The organism is Streptomyces sp. NPDC033216, assembly GCF_055577115.1.
In genome coordinates this window covers 242,184-259,292 of record NZ_JBVIQK010000002.1, presented here as the reverse complement: position 1 = coordinate 259,292, position 17,109 = coordinate 242,184, and the positions used below count along the sequence as shown (strand labels likewise).

Annotated in this window: 17 protein-coding genes and 1 pseudogene; 11 read left to right on the top strand and 7 right to left on the bottom strand. The window is 72.3% G+C overall.

The annotated features are described in order from the left end of the window. Positions 1 to 18: 18 nt before the first annotated feature. Positions 19 to 431, bottom strand: a pseudogene (locus ACZ5Y0_RS04635) (hypothetical protein). Positions 432 to 478: 47 nt separating this feature from the next. On the opposite strand from ACZ5Y0_RS04635, the gene ACZ5Y0_RS04630 reads away from it, so the two are divergent. Then, positions 479 to 1,186: a uridine kinase family protein gene (locus tag ACZ5Y0_RS04630; RefSeq protein WP_469127140.1), complete on the top strand. Its 708-nt coding sequence runs from the start codon at positions 479 to 481 to the stop codon at positions 1,184 to 1,186. 237 nt (positions 1,187 to 1,423) lie between these two features. On the opposite strand, the gene ACZ5Y0_RS04625 is transcribed toward ACZ5Y0_RS04630, so the two are convergent. Continuing rightward, entirely contained in the window at positions 1,424 to 2,224 is an 801-nt protein-coding gene (locus tag ACZ5Y0_RS04625) for a SigE family RNA polymerase sigma factor (protein WP_469127139.1), read from the bottom strand. A 1,145-nt stretch (positions 2,225 to 3,369) separates the two neighbouring features. Between ACZ5Y0_RS04625 and afsQ1 the strand changes: the two genes are divergently transcribed. The 5 genes from afsQ1 to ACZ5Y0_RS04600 all read left to right on the top strand — a co-directional run bounded on the left by afsQ1 (position 3,370) and on the right by ACZ5Y0_RS04600 (position 7,130). Beyond that, positions 3,370 to 4,047 (top strand): two-component system response regulator AfsQ1, encoded by a 678-nt coding sequence (gene afsQ1 / locus ACZ5Y0_RS04620; RefSeq protein WP_467514642.1) that lies wholly within the window; start codon positions 3,370 to 3,372, stop codon positions 4,045 to 4,047. Continuing rightward, positions 4,044 to 5,600, top strand: coding sequence for a sensor histidine kinase (locus tag ACZ5Y0_RS04615; RefSeq protein WP_469127138.1), 1,557 nt, complete (start codon positions 4,044 to 4,046; stop codon positions 5,598 to 5,600). The genes afsQ1 and ACZ5Y0_RS04615 overlap by 4 nt, the downstream gene beginning before the upstream one ends. Then, a complete protein-coding gene (locus ACZ5Y0_RS04610; protein WP_469127137.1) occupies positions 5,597 to 6,208 on the top strand; it encodes a hypothetical protein in 612 nt (203 codons plus the stop codon). Before ACZ5Y0_RS04615 ends, ACZ5Y0_RS04610 begins: the two co-directional genes overlap by 4 nt. 73 nt (positions 6,209 to 6,281) lie before the next feature. After that, positions 6,282 to 6,830 (top strand): VanZ family protein, encoded by a 549-nt coding sequence (locus ACZ5Y0_RS04605; RefSeq protein WP_469127136.1) that lies wholly within the window; start codon positions 6,282 to 6,284, stop codon positions 6,828 to 6,830. Positions 6,831 to 6,926: 96 nt separating this feature from the next. After that, positions 6,927 to 7,130, top strand: a complete 204-nt coding sequence (locus ACZ5Y0_RS04600; protein WP_365470621.1) for a PspC domain-containing protein — start codon at positions 6,927 to 6,929, stop codon at positions 7,128 to 7,130. 66 nt (positions 7,131 to 7,196) lie between these two features. On the opposite strand, the gene ACZ5Y0_RS04595 is transcribed toward ACZ5Y0_RS04600, so the two are convergent. Beyond that, positions 7,197 to 7,550, bottom strand: coding sequence for an ATP-binding protein (locus tag ACZ5Y0_RS04595; RefSeq protein ID WP_469127135.1), 354 nt, complete (start codon positions 7,548 to 7,550; stop codon positions 7,197 to 7,199). A 173-nt stretch (positions 7,551 to 7,723) separates the two neighbouring features. Further along, positions 7,724 to 8,848 (bottom strand): adenosine deaminase, encoded by a 1,125-nt coding sequence (locus ACZ5Y0_RS04590; protein WP_469127134.1) that lies wholly within the window; start codon positions 8,846 to 8,848, stop codon positions 7,724 to 7,726. A gap of 112 nt (positions 8,849 to 8,960) precedes the next feature. On the opposite strand from ACZ5Y0_RS04590, the gene ACZ5Y0_RS04585 reads away from it, so the two are divergent. Next, positions 8,961 to 9,722 carry an alpha/beta hydrolase family protein gene (locus ACZ5Y0_RS04585; RefSeq protein WP_469127133.1) on the top strand — a complete coding sequence of 254 codons (762 nt, stop codon included), beginning with the start codon at positions 8,961 to 8,963 and terminating at the stop codon, positions 9,720 to 9,722. Positions 9,723 to 9,825: 103 nt separating this feature from the next. On the opposite strand, the gene ACZ5Y0_RS04580 is transcribed toward ACZ5Y0_RS04585, so the two are convergent. Then, on the bottom strand, positions 9,826 to 10,776 hold the full coding sequence (locus tag ACZ5Y0_RS04580; RefSeq protein ID WP_469127132.1) for a LysR family transcriptional regulator: 951 nt from the start codon (positions 10,774 to 10,776) through the stop codon (positions 9,826 to 9,828). Positions 10,777 to 10,839: 63 nt separating this feature from the next. Here ACZ5Y0_RS04580 and ACZ5Y0_RS04575 point away from each other — a divergent pair, with 63 nt between their 5' ends. Both ACZ5Y0_RS04575 and ACZ5Y0_RS04570 read left to right on the top strand, forming a co-directional pair. Continuing rightward, positions 10,840 to 12,156 (top strand): MFS transporter, encoded by a 1,317-nt coding sequence (locus ACZ5Y0_RS04575; RefSeq protein WP_469127131.1) that lies wholly within the window; start codon positions 10,840 to 10,842, stop codon positions 12,154 to 12,156. 171 nt (positions 12,157 to 12,327) lie between these two features. Beyond that, a complete protein-coding gene (locus tag ACZ5Y0_RS04570; RefSeq protein WP_469127130.1) occupies positions 12,328 to 13,344 on the top strand; it encodes a sigma-70 family RNA polymerase sigma factor in 1,017 nt (338 codons plus the stop codon). Here the strand turns inward: ACZ5Y0_RS04570 and ACZ5Y0_RS04565 are convergent. Beyond that, on the bottom strand, positions 13,228 to 13,614 hold the full coding sequence (locus ACZ5Y0_RS04565; RefSeq protein ID WP_469127129.1) for an STAS domain-containing protein: 387 nt from the start codon (positions 13,612 to 13,614) through the stop codon (positions 13,228 to 13,230). The genes ACZ5Y0_RS04570 and ACZ5Y0_RS04565 overlap by 117 nt on opposite strands. Before the next feature lie 98 nt (positions 13,615 to 13,712). Between ACZ5Y0_RS04565 and ACZ5Y0_RS04560 the strand changes: the two genes are divergently transcribed. Continuing rightward, complete coding sequence (locus tag ACZ5Y0_RS04560) at positions 13,713 to 14,342, top strand: TetR/AcrR family transcriptional regulator (protein WP_469127128.1); 630 nt, start codon at positions 13,713 to 13,715, stop codon at positions 14,340 to 14,342. Between the two features lie 4 nt (positions 14,343 to 14,346). Further along, on the top strand, positions 14,347 to 15,519 hold the full coding sequence (locus tag ACZ5Y0_RS04555) for an SGNH/GDSL hydrolase family protein (protein ID WP_469127127.1): 1,173 nt from the start codon (positions 14,347 to 14,349) through the stop codon (positions 15,517 to 15,519). 252 nt (positions 15,520 to 15,771) lie between these two features. Here the strand turns inward: ACZ5Y0_RS04555 and ACZ5Y0_RS04550 are convergent, their stop codons facing one another. Next, on the bottom strand, positions 15,772 to 17,049 hold the full coding sequence (locus tag ACZ5Y0_RS04550) for a thymidine phosphorylase (protein WP_469127126.1): 1,278 nt from the start codon (positions 17,047 to 17,049) through the stop codon (positions 15,772 to 15,774). Positions 17,050 to 17,109 lie beyond the last annotated feature (60 nt).

The following is a 17,109-nucleotide window of genomic DNA, read 5'->3' as shown; positions in this document are numbered from 1 at the left end:
GGCCCTCTGTCATGCCCCTCACCGGCCGCCCAGCAGGGGCACCGCCACCGGGACGGACCCGATCGACTTCGCCTGCGCCACCGGGCCCGTCAGGTCCCGCGAGGCGAGCGGCCGGAAGTCGGCGAGCCGGGTGCCGACGCCGTTGTCGAGCGGATCGACGCCGGTTTCGGCGAGCGGGTTGGGCTTGAGGCCGGAGACGGCCTCCGTGACGTACGGCAGCGAGGCGAGCGCGCCGCGGGCGCCCGACCCCGGGTCGACCCGGCCGAGGGACGTGGGGCTCGTGCGCGCCCCGTCGACGACGGGCGGGCGTCGGCCGCGGCGGCGACCGACGCACCCACCCCCAGGGCCGCGCCGACCGTCGCGAGGACCGCCAGCGTCCGTCGGCCGGTCGGGGTGGAGGAGGAACCGTGTCGGGCCGTGGTCGCTGCCACCTTCCGTCGCACAGGGTTATCGGGTCGGAACTAAGGGTGGTCGGGATGTGACACGCGCTGCAAAGCCGGCCTGCGGGGTCGTAACCGGCCCGACCGATGCCTCACACTGGTGTCCCGTGAGTCCCCATCCGCCCGTCCCCACGCGAGTCGTGCTGCTCTGCGGCCCTTCCGGCTCCGGCAAGTCCCTCCTCGCGGCCCGCTCCGGCCTTCCGGTGCTGCGCCTCGACGACTTCTACAAGGAGGGCGACGACCCGACGCTGCCACTGGTCGCGGGAAGCTCGGACATCGACTGGGACGACCCCGGATCCTGGGACGCGGACACGGCGGTCGCCGCCATCGTGGACCTGTGCCGCACGGGCCGTACCAAGGTGCCCGTGTACGACATCTCGCTGAGCGCCCGCACCGGCGAGGAGGGCGTCGAGATCGGGCGGACCCCGCTGTTCATCGCGGAGGGCATCTTCGCCGCCGAGATCGTCGGCCGCTGCCGGGAGCTGGGCGTCCTGGCCGACGCCCTGTGCCTGAGCCGCGGCCCGGTGAAGACGTTCCGCCGCCGTTTCCTGCGCGACCTGAAGGAGGGCCGCAAGTCGGTGCCGTTCCTGCTGCGCCGCGGCTGGCGCCTGATGCGCACCGAGCGTTCCATCGTGGCCCGGCAGACCGGGCTCGGCGCGCACGCCTGCGACCGGGACGAGGCATTGGGCCGCCTGGCGTCCGCGGCGGCCGGACACGGCGCCCCGACGGCCCGTACGGCGGCGTAGCGGCCGGGCACCGGCGCTCGCCCGGGCACACGCGGAAGCGGGACTGGACGGGCCCCCCGGCCCTCCAGCCCCGCGTCCTTCTGGTGCTCCCCCGTGCCCCCCGGTGGTGCTTCCCCCGTGCACGTGCGCGGTACCGCTCGCTCCCCAACGTCCCCCGTCGGGTCCCCCCGGTACCGCTTCCCCCGTGTTCCCCCGTGCACCGGCTCCCCTGAACAGAAGCCGGATCCCCCGTTCGCCTCAGGCGACCAACTCGCCGAAGGCGTCCTCCTCGTCACGGCCGAAGCTGAGGACCTCGTCCTCACGCAGCCGGCGGAGCGTCCGCCAGATGCTGGACTTCACCGTGCCGACACTGATGCCGAGGATGTCCGCGATCTCCGGGTCGGTGCGGCCCTCGTAGTACCGCAGGACCAGCATCGTCCGCTGGGGTTCGGGCAGCCGGGTCAACGCCTGCCACAGGACCGTGCGCAGTTCGGTGCCGCGCATCGCGTCCGTGTCGCCGGCCGTCTCCGGCAGTTCCTCGGTCGGGTACTCGTTCAGCTTGCGGCGGCGCCACGCGCTGATGTGCAGGTTCGTCATGGTCCGTCGGAGGTATCCGCCGACGGCCGCCTTGTCACTGATCCGGTCCCAGGCCCGGTAGGTCGAGAACAGCGCGCTCTGCAGCAGGTCCTCGGCCTCGAAGCGGTCGCCGGTGAGGTGGTAGGCGGTGGCGTACAGGGAGGCGCGGCGCTCCTGGACGTAGGCGGTGAACTCCGCCTCCGACAGCGAGCGGCGCTCCCCCGAGTCCTCCCTGTACGCGGCTCCCCCGGCCGCGCCCATGGCGATCGCCGCCGCGGGCACTTCCCCCGTCTTCGCGTCGACCACCGTCATGAACCCGGTGTGCTGACGACCGGCGCCGCGAGCGCATCCCCGCGCTCCCCCACGCTCGCATGCGCTCGACCGGGAAGGGCCCCCGTCGGCACCGGACTTGTCCGAACCCCGGTTCACATCGTGCAGGCGCGTGATCACTGCGCTGGTGTTCAGGCTGTGCAGCGTGCTCATCTCGCGCCCCCCGTCGTGGACTTGCGGTGTATCGGTCTGTCGCTCCCGGCTCGGCGTCCTGCTCCCTCGCCCGTGCCGAGAAGCTTGCCCACGCCACTTCATCGCCGTGTCCGTCGACTGTCACAGACCTGTCACAGGGGCCCGTCACGGCGACACCTCCGATGGTCCGCCGGCGTTGCCGGTAGCCGTGGGGTCCGACTTCGCGCAGCTCGGCGCGGGAAAGCCGTCGGCACCCGCCGGCGACGCCTGAAGGGCGCCGAGGGGTCCACCCTCGGCACCCACCGGCGACGCCCGAAGGGCGCCGAGGGGTCCACTCCCCGGGCCCTCGTCCGCCCCGATCCTCGTCACGGCATGTCGGCGCCGACCCTCGGGGAAGTACCTCGGCCTCGTCGCGCGGGCGCCGCCGCACGGCACGGCCGCGTGTACCCCGGTCGGGGCGTCGCGGCCGACCCGCGCGCCGGAACCGGGGTGCACGCGGCCGTGCCGCCCGCCCGGCTCCCCCAGGAGGCGTCGGGCGAATCGTGGGGAGGGCGACGCCGCCCCGCCCCCCCGGCGCGCGAGGCGACGCCTGCCGACTCGCGCCGGGACGGTGACCGGACCGACGTGGAGCTTGCCGGCGTCCGTGACCGGGGCCGCCCGCCAAGGGCGGGAGAAGCCGGCGCCGGAGCCGCGCGTGCCGGCGACCTGGGCGCCGAAGGAGGCCAGGAACCCGCCGAGACCGCCCGCGTTCGAGGTGAGGGATCCCCGCCCGTCGGGCCGGGCCGGCCTCGTCGTCCGCGCGACTCCATGGCCGTCCGGCCCGCGGCCCCCGCGACCGGGCGGCCATGACGAGGGGAGCGCGATGCTCCGTGATGTCCATCGTGTTCTCGCCGCCCCCGTCGCGGCCGGGGGGTGAGGACCGGTGCCTCTCCGACCTGACCTGGCCGAACACCTCGGTCCGTGCACCCGCGACGAGCGGCCGGAACTGATCGAACAGCCGGCCCCGCGGGGTGCCGGCCGCACCGGGCCCCGGCCTTCGCACCGGCGCTCACGGGACGCCTCCGCCCCTCCGCACGCCGCGCGCGCCGCGGAAACCCCACACCTCTGGTGCCCGGCCCCGGACCCACGGGTCGAACGACAGCCCCTCCATGGGCCAGAATGAGCCCGTGCCTTCCCTGTTGCTGATCGAGGACGACGACGCCATCCGTACGGCCCTGGAGCTCTCACTGACGCGCCAGGGACACCGTGTGGCGACCGCTGCGAGCGGTGAGGACGGTCTGAAGCTGCTGCGCGAGCAGCGGCCGGATCTGATCGTGCTGGACGTGATGCTGCCCGGCATCGACGGATTCGAGGTGTGCCGTCGTATCCGGCGCACCGACCAGCTGCCGATCATTCTCCTCACCGCGCGCAACGACGACATCGACGTGGTCGTCGGGCTGGAGTCCGGCGCCGACGACTATGTCGTCAAACCGGTGCAGGGGCGGGTGCTGGACGCCCGGATCAGGGCCGTGCTGCGGCGCGGGGAGCGCGAGTCGAACGACGCCGCGACCTTCGGCAGCCTCGTCATCGACCGCGCGGCGATGACCGTGACGAAGAACGGCGAGGATCTCCAGCTCACGCCGACCGAGCTGCGGCTGCTGCTGGAGCTGAGCCGGCGCCCGGGTCAGGCGCTGTCCCGGCAGCAGTTGCTGCGGCTGGTCTGGGAGCACGACTACCTGGGTGACTCGCGGCTCGTGGACGCCTGTGTCCAGCGCCTGCGCGCCAAGGTCGAGGACATCCCGTCCTCCCCCACGCTCATCCGTACCGTGCGCGGAGTCGGCTACCGCCTGGACGCCCCTCAGTGACAAGAGGGGAAGGGGGGTTCCGCGGCTGGTCCGCGGCGCGCAAGGGACACGTTTCACGGCTTCGTCTCACCAGCCTGCGGCTGCGGCTGGTCGTGGTGTTCGGGGCGGTGGCGCTGACCGCCGCCGTGTCCGCGTCGGGCATCGCGTACTGGCTCAACCGCGAAGCCGTGCTCACACGTACCCAGGGCGCGGTGCTGCGGGACTTCGAGCAGGAGATGCAGAACCGGGCGGGCTCGCTGCCCGAGCATCCCTCGCAGGACGAACTCCAGCACACGGCCGGTCAGATGGCCAACAGCAGCCAGCGCTTCAGCGTGCTGCTCGTCGGCGCGGACTCCGCCGGCCAGACCGTGTACGGCAACTCCGGTGGCCTCAACGGCTTCTCCCTGGACGACGTGCCCACGTCCCTGCGCACGGCCGTCGACAAGGAGCAGGACATCACCTCCGGCAACAAGTCGCCGTACCACCTGTACTGGCAGCGGGTCGTCGACCACGGCACGCCGTACCTGGTGGCCGGCACGAAGGTGATCGGCGGCGGCCCGACCGGATACATGCGCAAGTCGCTCGAACCGGAGGCCAAGGACCTCAACTCCCTCGCCTGGTCGCTGGGGATCGCCACCGGTCTCGCGCTGATCGGCGCCGCGCTGCTCGCGCAGGCCGCCGCCACGACCGTACTGAAGCCGGTGCACCGCCTGGGGGTGGCCGCCCGGCGCCTCGGCGAGGGCAAGCTGGACACGCGGCTGCGGGTGTCGGGGACGGACGAACTGGCCGATCTGTCCCGCACGTTCAACAGGACGGCCGAGGCCCTGGAGAAGCGGGTCGCGGACATGGCGGCCCGCGACGACGCGTCCCGCCGCTTCGTGGCGGACATGAGTCACGAACTGCGCACCCCCCTCACCGCGATCACCGCCGTCACGGAGGTGCTGGAGGAGGAACTGGACGCGGAGTCGGGCAGCATCGACCCGATGATCGAACCGGCGGTCCGCCTCGTCGTCAGCGAGACCCGGCGGCTGGGCGACCTGGTCGAGAACCTGATGGAAGTCACCCGCTTCGACGCCGGAACGGCCCGCCTGGTGCTGGACGACGTCGACGTCGCCGACCAGATCACCCACTGCATCGACGCGCGCGCCTGGCTCGACGCCGTCGAGCTGGACTCCGACCGCGGCATCCACGCCCGCCTCGACCCACGCCGCCTGGACGTGATCATGGCCAACCTGATCGGCAACGCCCTCAAGCACGGCGGCTCGCCGGTACGCGTCTCGATCCGCGAGTCGACCGACGAGGTGGTGATCGCCGTCCGTGACCACGGGCCCGGCATCCCCGAGGACGTCCTCCCGCACGTCTTCGACCGCTTCTACAAGGCGAGCGCCTCCCGCCCCCGCTCCGAGGGCAGCGGCCTGGGTCTCTCCATCGCCCTGGAGAACGCCCACATCCACGGCGGCAGGATCACGGCCGCCAACTCCCCCGACGGCGGTGCGGTGTTCACCCTGTACCTGCCACGGGACGCGTCGGAACTGGCGGAACAGTCCGAGAAGGACAAGGGGAGCGCCTCATGAAGAGGGGCCGTGTACGCCGTCTGCTCGTCCTCCCCCTGCTGGCCGGGCTGCTCACCGGATGCGGAATCCGCGCCACGGAGGTACCGACCGACTTCGGACCGGCGCCGTCCCGCGTGCGCTGCTCCCTCGCCGAACCCGAGGCGAGCACCCAGACCGCGAAGGGGGTACCGGTCCAGGTGTTCCTCCTGTGCGGCTCGTCCCTGGTGGCCGTGGACCGCACCGTACGGGTCCCCGACGGTACGGCCGACCTCGCACGCCGCGTCCTGGTGGCCCAGAGCCTGCTGGACGAACTGGCCGAGTCCCCGTCGGTCGCCGAGAAGGAGGCCGGCTACACCACGGACGTGCACGGCGGCATGCAGGTGAGCGGCCCGGCCCCCAAGGACCCGGACGACACCCTGCGCCTGAGCACCTCCCCCGGCGACCTCACGTCGTACGCCCTGGCCCAACTGGTCTGCACCTTCTCCGACTCGGCGGCTGCGGAGGGTGACGGCTCGGTGGTCCTGGGCGGCCCCGCGCCGGAACGCCCCCGCCGCTACGAGTGCACCGACGAGGTCCGCTCCCGGCCGGGTTCGGCCGAACCCCCGTCGGCGGAAGTCACGGACAACTGACGCCGGGAGGCGTGACGCACGCCTCCCCCCTCGTACCGGAACCGATCCCGCCACCCCCCGCGTCTAGGGGAGCGTGCAGCGTCAAGGCATCGGCGGCAGCGCCGTGATCCGCATCCGTGCGGCCGGGAGTGTCCTCCTGGTCGCACATCTCCTGTTCGTAGCCTGGCTCACGCTGCGCCCACTGGACGTGCCGTGGGTGATGCCCACCAACCTGCACCCCTTCGCAGGCATCCAGGCGGACCTGAGACTGGGCTGGTCCGAGGCGGCCCGCCGCATCGGCGAGGACCTCGCCCTGCTGGCCCCGCTGGGCTTCCTCCTCCCCCTGGCCCACGGCAGATCACGCGTCTCCCCGCTGGCCTCCCTGGTCCGCACGGTCACCGCGGGCGCCCTGCTGTCCCTGGCGATCGCCCTGCTCCAGACGGACGTCCCCGGCCGCGTGGTCGACATCGACTCGGTGCTGCTGAACACGGCGGGCGTGGCCCTCGCCCATACCGCACTGGTTCCGGCGGTACGGGCCTGGCTGCGCCACCGCGGTGTGCGGCGGGAGCGCCGCACAGGGGGCCTGGAGGAGCCGGCTCAGGGTCTGACCCCGACGATTCCCAGGGTCGGGATCGCCCCGTAGAGCGACGTTTCATCCGCTTCGTTCTCGTAGCGTTGTTGTCAGAGGGGGCGGCCGACCAGGGCCCGTCCCGGACCGACGCTCGCGAAGGAGCCGCAGATGTCCAGCAGCCTCGCCCGCCCCACCCACGGCCGCATGATCGGCGGAGTGTGCGCCGCGCTGGCCCGCCGCTTCGGTACGTCCGCCACGACCATGCGCGTGATCTTCCTGCTGTCCTGCCTCCTGCCGGGCCCGCAGTTCCTGCTGTACATAGCGCTGTGGATCTTCCTTCCCTCCGAGGACAAAGCCCGCACGGCCTGGTGAGCGAGAACGCCGTTGGGGCGCCCCCGGAGAAACCGGGGGCGCCCCAACGGCGTTCGGGGGCTTGGTTCAGCCCAGCGGGACGCCGTTCACCGGCAGCCCGTGCGTGGGCAGGCCCTGAAGCGGCAGGCCGCCGAGCAGACCCGCCACGGAGTCGGTGGGGCTGTCGGCGATCAGCTTCTGGGCGACGGGCTGGACGCCGCTCAGATCCGCGCCGACCGGCGGCTGGGCCTGCGCCAGGGCGTCCCCGGCGCCCGGCAGGGCCTGGGCGACGTTCTCCGCCGGCAGCGTCCTGGTGACACCGTCGAGTGCCTGGGTGGCGTCCGGGACGGTCGGGGCGGCGTTGGCGGCGCCCGCACCGGCGGCGGCGAAGGCGGCGCCGAGGGCGGCGACACCGAGGGTCTTGACAGCAGACTGCTTCATGATGAATGCGTCCTCGAATACGGGGAACTGAGCGGTCCACGACCGTAAACACGGGATGCCGCTCACGGCAAACATCGAAATGCGGACGGATCGTGAAGAGCCGTCCGATTCCAGAGCCCCGAACAACCGGGAGTTCAACCCTTTTCACCGAAAGAACCGCTGATGGAAGCGGTTTACTGGAACAGCCATTCGGACTTCAATTCCGCGTAACCAGGCTTGATCACGTCATTGATCATGGCCAGTCTTTCATCGAAAGGGATGAATGCTGACTTCATAGCATTGACCGAGAACCACTGGAGATCGTCGAGCGTATAACCGAACGCGTCGACAAGGTGCTCGAATTCCCGGCTCATGCTGGTGCCGGACATCAGCCGGTTGTCGGTGTTCACCGTGGCCCGGAAGTGCAGCCGCCGCAGCAGCCCGATCGGATGCTCGGCGTACGACGAGGCGGCCCCCGTCTGGAGGTTGGAGCTGGGGCACAGTTCCAACGGGACGCGCTTGTCGCGGACGTACGAGGCGAGCCGACCGAGCTTCACCGAGCCGTCCTCGGCGATCTCGATGTCGTCGATGATGCGGACGCCGTGCCCGAGGCGGTCGGCCCCGCACCACTGGAGGGCCTGCCAGATGGACGGCAGCCCGAAGGCCTCGCCGGCGTGGATGGTGAAGTGGTTGTTCTCGCGCTTCAGATACTCGAAGGCGTCGAGATGCCGGGTGGGCGGGTAGCCCGCCTCGGCGCCGGCGATGTCGAAGCCCACCACGCCCAGGTCGCGGTAGCGGTTGGCGAGTTCGGCGATCTCCAGCGCGCGGGCGGCGTGCCGCATCGCGGTGAGCAGGGCGCCTACGCGGATCCGGTGGCCGTGCGCGCGGGCGAGCCGCTCGCCGTCCCGGAAGCCCTCGTCGACGGCCTCGACGACCTCTTCGAGGGTGAGACCGCCGTCGACGTGCTGCTCGGGCGCGTACCGCACCTCGGCGTAGACGACGCCGTCCTCGGCGAGGTCCTCGGCGCACTCACGGGCGACCCGCACCAGCGCCTCGCGGGTCTGCATGACGGCGACGGTGTGCGAGAAGGTCTCCAAGTACCGTTCCAGGGAACCGGAGTCGGCGGCCTCCCGGAACCAGAGCCCGAGCTTGCCGGGGTCGCTCTCGGGGAGACGGGTGTACCCGGTGTCCCGGGCGAGGTCGACGATCGTGCCGGGCCGCAGCCCGCCGTCGAGATGGTCGTGCAGCAGAACCTTGGGCGCCCGGCGGATCTGCTCCGGGCCCGGGGCGGCGCCTTTCTGGATGCTCTGGCTCGTCATCTCCGCACCCTAACTCCTACGCGCGTAGATCGCCTGCGGACATCTCGGTCGATACGCAACGGTGACCGCACGGCCGGGTGGAGTACACCGGCGCTTCTGACACTGTTCTGTCATGGGACAGCAAGCGACGCCGCTTCGGTCGGCCAGGCTGGGGAGGGTCATCGGTCCGGAGCCGCGGGAGGTGGGCGGGGCGGTGCTGCTGCTCCCCGGCGGCGAGGAGGTCTCCGCCCGCAGACCCTCCCCCCTGTGGCCGAGCGCCTCCGTCCGTGCTCTCGGGCGCAGGCTCGCGCGCGCGGGGCGGGAGGAGGGCCTGGCCGTGCATGTCGTGCAGTACCGGTACCGCGGCTGGAACGGCAGCGCGGCCCACCTGGCCGCCGACGCCTCCTGGGCCGCCGACGAGATCGTGCGGCGCTACGGGGACGTCCCCGTGTGTCTGACCGGCGTCGACATGGGCGGGCGGGCCGCGCTGCGCGCGGGCGGTCACGAGGCCGTCAACTCCGTGCTGGCGGTGGCTCCCTGGCTGCCGGAGGAGGATGTGGCGGTGCCACCCGAACCGGTGAAGCAGCTGGTGGGGCGGCGGGTGCTGCTGGTGCACGGCACCAATGACGAACGGACCGATCCGGAGCTGTCGTTCCGGCTGGCGGCACGGGCCAAGAAGGCCAATCGGGACGTGTGCCGGTTCGAAGTGCATTCCGACGGCCACGGGTTGCACCAGCATCGGGCAGAAGTGCTCTGTCTCTGCGAGGATTTCGTGATGGGCGCGTTGTTCGGGAAGGGCTTCTCGCGGCCGGTCCAGGACGCGTTGGCCGCTCCGCCGCCCCTGGGGTTGCGGATGCCGTTGGCTTCCGGATTCGGGCGGTCGTTGCGGCGGTAGGCAGTGGAGCCTGCCCGCGTCGCCGCGGGGTGCGGGTGCGTTGTGCCCGGTCGCGCGGTTCGCCGCGGCGCCGGCTCCTGTCCCGGCGGGGAGCGCGCGCCCGCTACGGCAGCAGGTGGCCCCTTCTGGACAGCAGGAACTTCTTGAAGGCTGCCACCGGGGGCGTGTCCGGGTGGCCGTCCAGCCAGGCCACGCCGATCTCGCGGGCCGCTCGCGGGGCCGTGACCGTCAGTTCGACCACGCCGGGACGGGGGACGGCGGGGGGTGGCAGCAGGGCCACGCCGAGGCCCGCGGCCACCAGGCCGCGCAGGGTTTCCGCCTCCTCGCCCTCGAAGGCGATCCGCGGGCGGAAGCCGGCCTCCTGGCAGAGGTCGTCGGTGATGCGGCGCAGACCGTAGCCGGGTTCCAGGGTCACGAAGGTCTCGTCGGCGGCCTCGGCGAGGCGGACGCGCCGGCGGGCGGCCAGGCGGTGGTCGGCAGGCACGACGAGGCGCAGTTTCTGTTCGTCCAGGCGGCGGCCGACGAGGTCGGGGGCGTCCGGGACCGGCGAGGTCAGACACAGGTCCAGTTCGCCCGCGCGCAACCGCTCGAGCATGGCCTCGCCGTAGTTCTGGACGAGGCTGAAGCGGACGCGGGGGTGGTCGGCGCGGAAGGCCTGGATCAGGCCGGGGACGGTCTCGGCGCCCATGGTGTGCAGGAAGCCGAAGGCGACCTTGCCGGTGGCCGCGTCGGCGTCGGCGCGCACCTCGTCGGCCGCGCGCTCGACCTCGGCGAGGGCGCGTTCGACGGAGGTGAGGAAGGTGCGTCCGGCGGGGGTGAGGGAGACCGTGCGGCCGCGGCGGGCGAAGAGGTCGACGCCCAGGTCCTGTTCGAGGCGGACCATGGCCCGCGACAGGGTCGACTGTGGGACCTGCATCTCCTGCGCGGCTCGCGTGACGTGCTCGGTGCGGGCTACACCCGCGAAGTACGCGAGCCGCGGGGCGAGCAGTGTGACGATGCCTTCTGTGTCACCGGACGGTGACAGCTGGCCCTGTGACCTCAGCTGATGCGCCATGGGAACGATTATGGCGATTCCGTGCATTGGACGGATGAGCGGGGCGGTCCCTAGGTTCGAGGCATGTCTCCCGCCAGTACCGGGGCGTCCACCACCGTGGGCGCCGGCCCGTCCGCTTCCGCCGCCTCCTCCGCCCCCGCCCCCTCCGCCCCCTCTTCCTTCTCCGACTCCCGGATGGCTCCGGGCGGTCCCGGCTACCGCCGGATGAGTCTCGCCCTGTTCCTGGCCGGGGTGGCGACCTTCGCCCTGCTGTACTCCACGCAGGCGCTCCTGCCCTTGATCTCCGGTGAGTTCGGGGTCGCGGCGAGCGACGCGAGCTGGACGGTGGCGGCGGCCACGGGTGGGCTGGCCCTGTTCGTCCTGCCGATGAGCGCCCTGTCGGAGCGCTACGGCCGCCGTACGGTGATGACCGGCTCGTTGGCGGTCGCGGTGGGCGTGGGACTGCTGGTCCCCTTCGCGCCGTCGCTGGACACCCTGGTGGTGCTGCGGGGCCTGCAAGGGGCGGCGCTGGCCGGTCTGCCGGCGTCCGCCACCGCCTATCTCGCGGAGGAGGTCCGTCCACGGGCGCTGGTCACCGCGATCGGCCTGTTCGTGGCGGGCAACAGCGTCGGCGGGATGAGCGGCCGGGTCATCACCGGCTGGGTGGCGCAGGAGTGGGGCTGGCGGGCGGCGGTCGGTGTGATCGGCGCGGTCGCGGTGGCCTGTGCGATCGCGTTCCGTCTGCTGCTGCCGACGCCGCGGCACTTCACGCCCGGTTCGCTGCGCCCGCGCGTGCTGGCCCGTACGGTCCGCGATCACCTGGCCGACCCGCTGCTGTGCCGCCTGTACGCGATCGGCGCGCTGTTCATGACCGTCTTCGGCGGGGTGTACACGGTCATCGGCTACCGGCTGACCGAGGCGCCGTTCTCGCTGCCGCAGGGCATCGTCGGCTCGATCTTCCTGGTCTACCTGGTGGGCACGGTGTCCGCGTCGACGGCGGGCCGGCTGGTCGGCCGTCTGGGCCGGCGCGGGGCCCTGTACCTGGCGGCCGGCACCACGGCCACGGGTCTGCTGGTCTCCCTCGCCGACTCGCTGCCTCTGGTCCTGCTGGGTCTGGTGCTGATCACGGCGGGCTTCTTCGCGGGGCACGCGGTGGCGTCCTCGGCGGTCGGCAGGACGGCGACGACCGGCCGCGCCCAGGCCTCGGCGCTCTACCAGTCGGCGTACTACATCGGCTCCAGCGCGGGCAGCACGGTCGGCGCGACGGCGTTCCACGCGGGTGGCTGGGCCGGGACGGTCGGCGTGGGCGTCCTGGCGGTGCTCGGCGTCGTGACGGTCACGGTGTTCGGGACGCGGGCGGCGCGCCGGAAGCCGCAGCCGCCGGCCGCCGCCGCGCACTGAGGTCTCCCCCGTCCCGGACGCCCCTCCCCGGAGCGACCCACCACCTCACCACCCTTCCTGACCTGCTGCCCTGTCGTCTCGGAGCGCCATTGTCAGTGGGCTGCGGTAGCTTCCGAAGTACTGGGGCGCACAGGCGCGTGACAGAACGGCCACAGGGGTGGGTGGACGACGATGAGTGACAGTACGGCGACGGTGGACGACCTCGACGTCAGGCTGGAGAGGCACCGGGTCGAGCTGACGGGCTACTGCTACCGCATGCTCGGTTCCTCCTTCGAGGCCGAGGACGCGGTGCAGGACACCCTGGTGCGTGCCTGGCGGAGCTACGACAGGTTCGAGGGCCGTTCCAGCCTGCGGTCCTGGCTCTACCGCATCGCGACGAACGTCTGCCTGGACATGCTGAACGCGGGCAACAAGCGGGCCCGCCCGATGGACCTCTCCGAGTCCACCCCGCTCGCCAGGGCGGCGCTCTCCCCCCGCCCGGACAACACCTGGCTGGAGCCCATGCCCGACGCGCGCGTGCTGCCCACGGTGGAGGACCCGGCGGAGGCGGCCGTCGCCAAGGAGTCGGTGCGGCTGGCGTTCATGGCCGCGCTCCAGCAACTGCCGCCGAAGCAGCGGGCCGTGCTGATTCTTCGCGAGGTGCTGGCGTGGCGGGCGAGCGAGGTCGCCGAACTGCTGGAGACCTCGGTCGCCTCGGTGAACAGCGCTCTCCAGCGGGCCCGCGCGACGCTCGCCGAGCGCGCCGACTCCGGAGCGCAGGCGGCCGTCTCCGATCCGCTGGACGAGGAGCAGCGCAAGCTCCTGGAGCGCTATGTGGCGGCCTTCGAGGGGTACGACATGTCGGCGCTGACGGCGCTCCTCCACGAGGACGCCATCATGACGATGCCGCCGTTCGACCTGTGGCTGACCGGCCACGACGACATCGCGGGCTTCATGACCACGATGGGCTCGGCCTGCGAGGGGTCACGTCTGCTGCCGGTCCAGGTCAACGGTCTGCCGGGCTTCGCGCAGTACAAGCCTGATCCGGAGAAGGGCGGTTACACGCCCTGGGCGGTGCAGGTGCTGGAGATCTCAGACGGCCGCCTCACCGGATTCCACTTCTTCCTCGACACCGAGCGGTGGTTCCCGCTGTTCGGGGTTCCCCTCCACCTCGAAGCGGAGCCCGGCCAGGTCGAGCAGGGCGAGTAGCGCCGGGTCGGGGGCGCGCAGGCGTATGCGCCCCCCGGCCCGGCGGGCGGCCAGCTGGAGCCGCGCCAGCACATCGACGGCCGTCAGCCCCGACGCCCCGAGCCCGGCCGCGTCGCACACGACCACCGCGCCCCCAGCGCCCTTCAGCAGGGTCCGCACCTCGTCGCAGAGTCCCGCCACGCGGCTCCGGGAGAGGGGAGCGGCCAGGCTGAGTACGGGGGGTGTCGTCGCATCCACGGGGGGTAGACCGGGCGGGTCCGGGTAACTCATCGTCGCCGTTGCGCTATGCCATGTACCCGTTTGCCTAAAACCTTTAGCCAGATGCAGACTGACCCTTCCTGTCTGGCGAGAGGACGTGGAGCGATGTCATGGGGCGCGTAGGCCTGACTCCGGAGCGGCTGACCCGGGCGGGCGCGGAAATGGCCGACGAGGTCGGCTTCGACCAGGTGACCGTCTCGGCGCTGGCCCGCCGGTTCGACGTCAAGGTCGCGAGCCTGTACTCGCATGTGAAGAACTCGCACGACCTGAAGACGCGGATCGCGCTGCTCGCCCTGGAGGAGCTGGCCGACCGGGGCTCCGCCGCGCTGGCCGGCCGCTCCGGCAAGGACGCCCTCATCGCCCTCGCCGACGTCTACCGCGACTATGCCCACGATCATCCCGGCCGCTACGCCGCCGCCCAGTTCCGGCTCACCCCGGAAGCGGCCGCGGCCGGCGCCGGGGCACGCCACTCCCAGATGACCCGGGCCATCCTGCGGGGCTACGACCTCGCCGAACCGGACCAGACCCACGCCGTGCGGCTGCTCGGCAGCGTCTTCCACGGGTACGTCAGCCTCGAACAGGCCGGCGGCTTCAGTCACAGCGCCCCCGACTCCCAGGAGTCCTGGTCCCGCGTCCTCGACGCCCTCGACGCGCTTCTGCGGAACTGGCCCGTCACGGCACCGGGGGCGGGCAGGGACCAGGGCTCGACCACCGTCACGAACCGTCGAAACGCAGGGTGAAGCGATGTCTCCCGAGATCCACTGGACCACCACCCCCCTCACCGCCGAACTCCTGCGCGGGGCCCTTGAGACCGAACGCACCGAGCACGGTCTGCTGCCGCACCGGCTGCCCGCCTGGGCCCGCGCCCAGGGCGCCGACGAGCAGCTGGCCATGGCCGAGTCCCAGCCGTCCGGCGTCCGGTTGGCGTTCCGTACCCGGGCCACCGCCATCGAGCTGGACACCCTGCCCACCAAGCGGCACTACGTGGGCGCCCCTGCCCGGCCGGACGGGCTCTACGACCTGCTCGTCGACGGCCGGCCGGCCGGGCAGGGCACCGTCGCGGCGGGACACGTCCTGACCGTCGACATGGTCGCGGGGACGTCCGAACGCCGGCCCGGTCGACCCGGCACACTCCGGTTCACCGACCTGCCCGAGGGGGCCAAGGACGTCGAGATCTGGCTGCCGCACAACGAGACCACCGAGCTGGTCGCGCTGCGTACCGACGCGCCCGTGGAACCGGCGGGCGCCCCGGGGCGTCGGGTCTGGGTGCACCACGGCAGCTCCATCAGTCACGGGACGGACGCGGCCGGCCCGACCGGCATCTGGCCCGCGGTCGCCGCCGGGACAGGCGGGGTGGAGCTGGTCAATCTGGGGCTCGGCGGGAGCGCTCTGCTCGACCCCTTCGTCGCGCGCGTACTGCGGGACACCCCGGCCGATCTGATCAGCGTCAAGATCGGGATCAACCTCGTCAACGCGGATCTGATGCGGCTGCGGGCCTTCGGGCCCGCCGTGCACGGGTTCCTCGACACCGTCCGGGAAGGCCACCCCGATACGCCGCTGCTCGTCGTCTCGCCCGTCCTGTGCCCCATGCACGAGGAGACGCCCGGGCCCAGTGCACCGGATCTCGAAGGGTTGGAGAAGGGGGTGCTGCGGTTCGTGCCCATGGGAGATCCCGCGGAGGTGGCGGGCGGGAAGCTGACCCTGCGGATCATCCGGGAGGAGCTGGCGCGGATCGTCGGGGAGCGGAGTGCCGATGATCCGGAGCTGTACTACCTCGACGGGCGCGAGCTGTACGGGGAGGGGGACGTCGAGGAGTTGCCGCTGCCTGATCAGTTGCATCCGGACGCGGTGACTCATCGGCGGATGGGTGAGCGGTTCGCGGCGGTTGCCTTCGGCGAGGGGGGCCCGTTCGCGTGAGGAGTGGGGGATCAGTGGTCACCTCGCCCCCCCTCGCCGCGAGGGACGGGCAGAACGCCGTTTCCCCGCCCCCGCCGCCCCTTTCTTCCCTTCCCCCTCTCGGCTCCGCCCGAGAGGGGGAACCCCCATCGTCCCCGCGGGGCTGCCGCCCCCGGACCCCGCTCGCCCGTCACGGCCCCGCCCTCCAGCTCCTCGGAAGGGGGGATCGCCGGCCGGGCCGGACGCAGTCGGCGCCGGCGGGAAAGGAGACCGTCAGGCGATGCGCTCCCGTACCACCGGGGCCGCCTCGTAGCTCGTGCCCGGGGCCGCGATGTCGTAGGAGCCCTCCACCGATTCCAGGGCGTAGGGGAAGCGGTCCGGGGTGTCGGTGTGCAGGGTGAGCAGGGGCTGACCCTCGGTGATCCTGTCGCCGGGCTTGGCGTGGAGTTCGATGCCGGCGCCCGCCTGCACCGGGTCCTCCTTGCGGGCGCGGCCTGCGCCCAGGCGCCAGGCGGCGACTCCGATGCCGTAGGCGTCGAGGCGGGTGAGGACGCCGGTGGCCGGGGCCTTGATGACGTGCTGTTCGCGCGCGGTGGGGAGGGGGGCGTCCGGGTCGCCGCCCTGCGCGGTGATCATGCGGCGCCAGACGTCCATCGCGGAGCCGTCGGCGAGGGCCTTCGCCGGGTCGGCGTCCTTCACGCCCGCCGCGTCCAGCATTTCGCGGGCCAGGGCGAGGGTCAGTTCGACGACGTCCGCCGGGCCGCCGCCCGCGAGGACCTCCACCGACTCGCGGACCTCCAGGGCGTTGCCCGCGGTGAGGCCCAGGGGGGTGGACATGTCCGTGAGCAGGGCGACGGTCCTGACGCCGTGGTCGGTGCCGAGGCCCACCATCGTCGAGGCCAGTTCGCGCGCGTCCTCGATGGTCTTCATGAAGGCGCCGGTGCCGACCTTCACGTCCAGGACCAGGGAGCCCGTACCCTCTGCGATCTTCTTCGACATGATCGAGGAGGCGATCAGGGGGATGGCCTCGACCGTGCCGGTGACGTCGCGCAGGGCGTAGAGCTTCTTGTCGGCGGGGGCCAGACCGTCGCCCGCCGCGCAGATCACGGCGCCGGTGGTGTCGAGGACGTCCAGCATCTCCTCGTTGGAGAGAAGGGCGCGCCAGCCGGGGATGGACTCCAGCTTGTCCAGGGTGCCGCCGGTGTGGCCGAGGCCGCGGCCCGAGAGCTGCGGGACCGCCGCGCCGCAGGCCGCCACCAGGGGGGCCAGCGGCAGGGTGATCTTGTCGCCGACGCCGCCCGTGGAGTGCTTGTCGGCGGTCGGGCGGGACAGGGACGAGAAGTCCATCCGCTCGCCGGAGGCGATCATCGCGGCCGTCCAGCGGGCGATCTCGCGGCGGTTCATGCCGTTGAGCAGGATCGCCATCGCGAGCGAGGACATCTGCTCGTCGGCGACCTCGCCACGGGTGTACGCGTCGATGACCCAGTCGATCTGTCCGTCGCTGAGTTCGCCGCGGTCCCGCTTGGTGCGGATGACGGAGATGGCGTCCATGGCCATGGCTTTCCTTCCGAGGTGCAGAAGATGGTGCGCGAAAGTGTGCGGCCCCTCTGC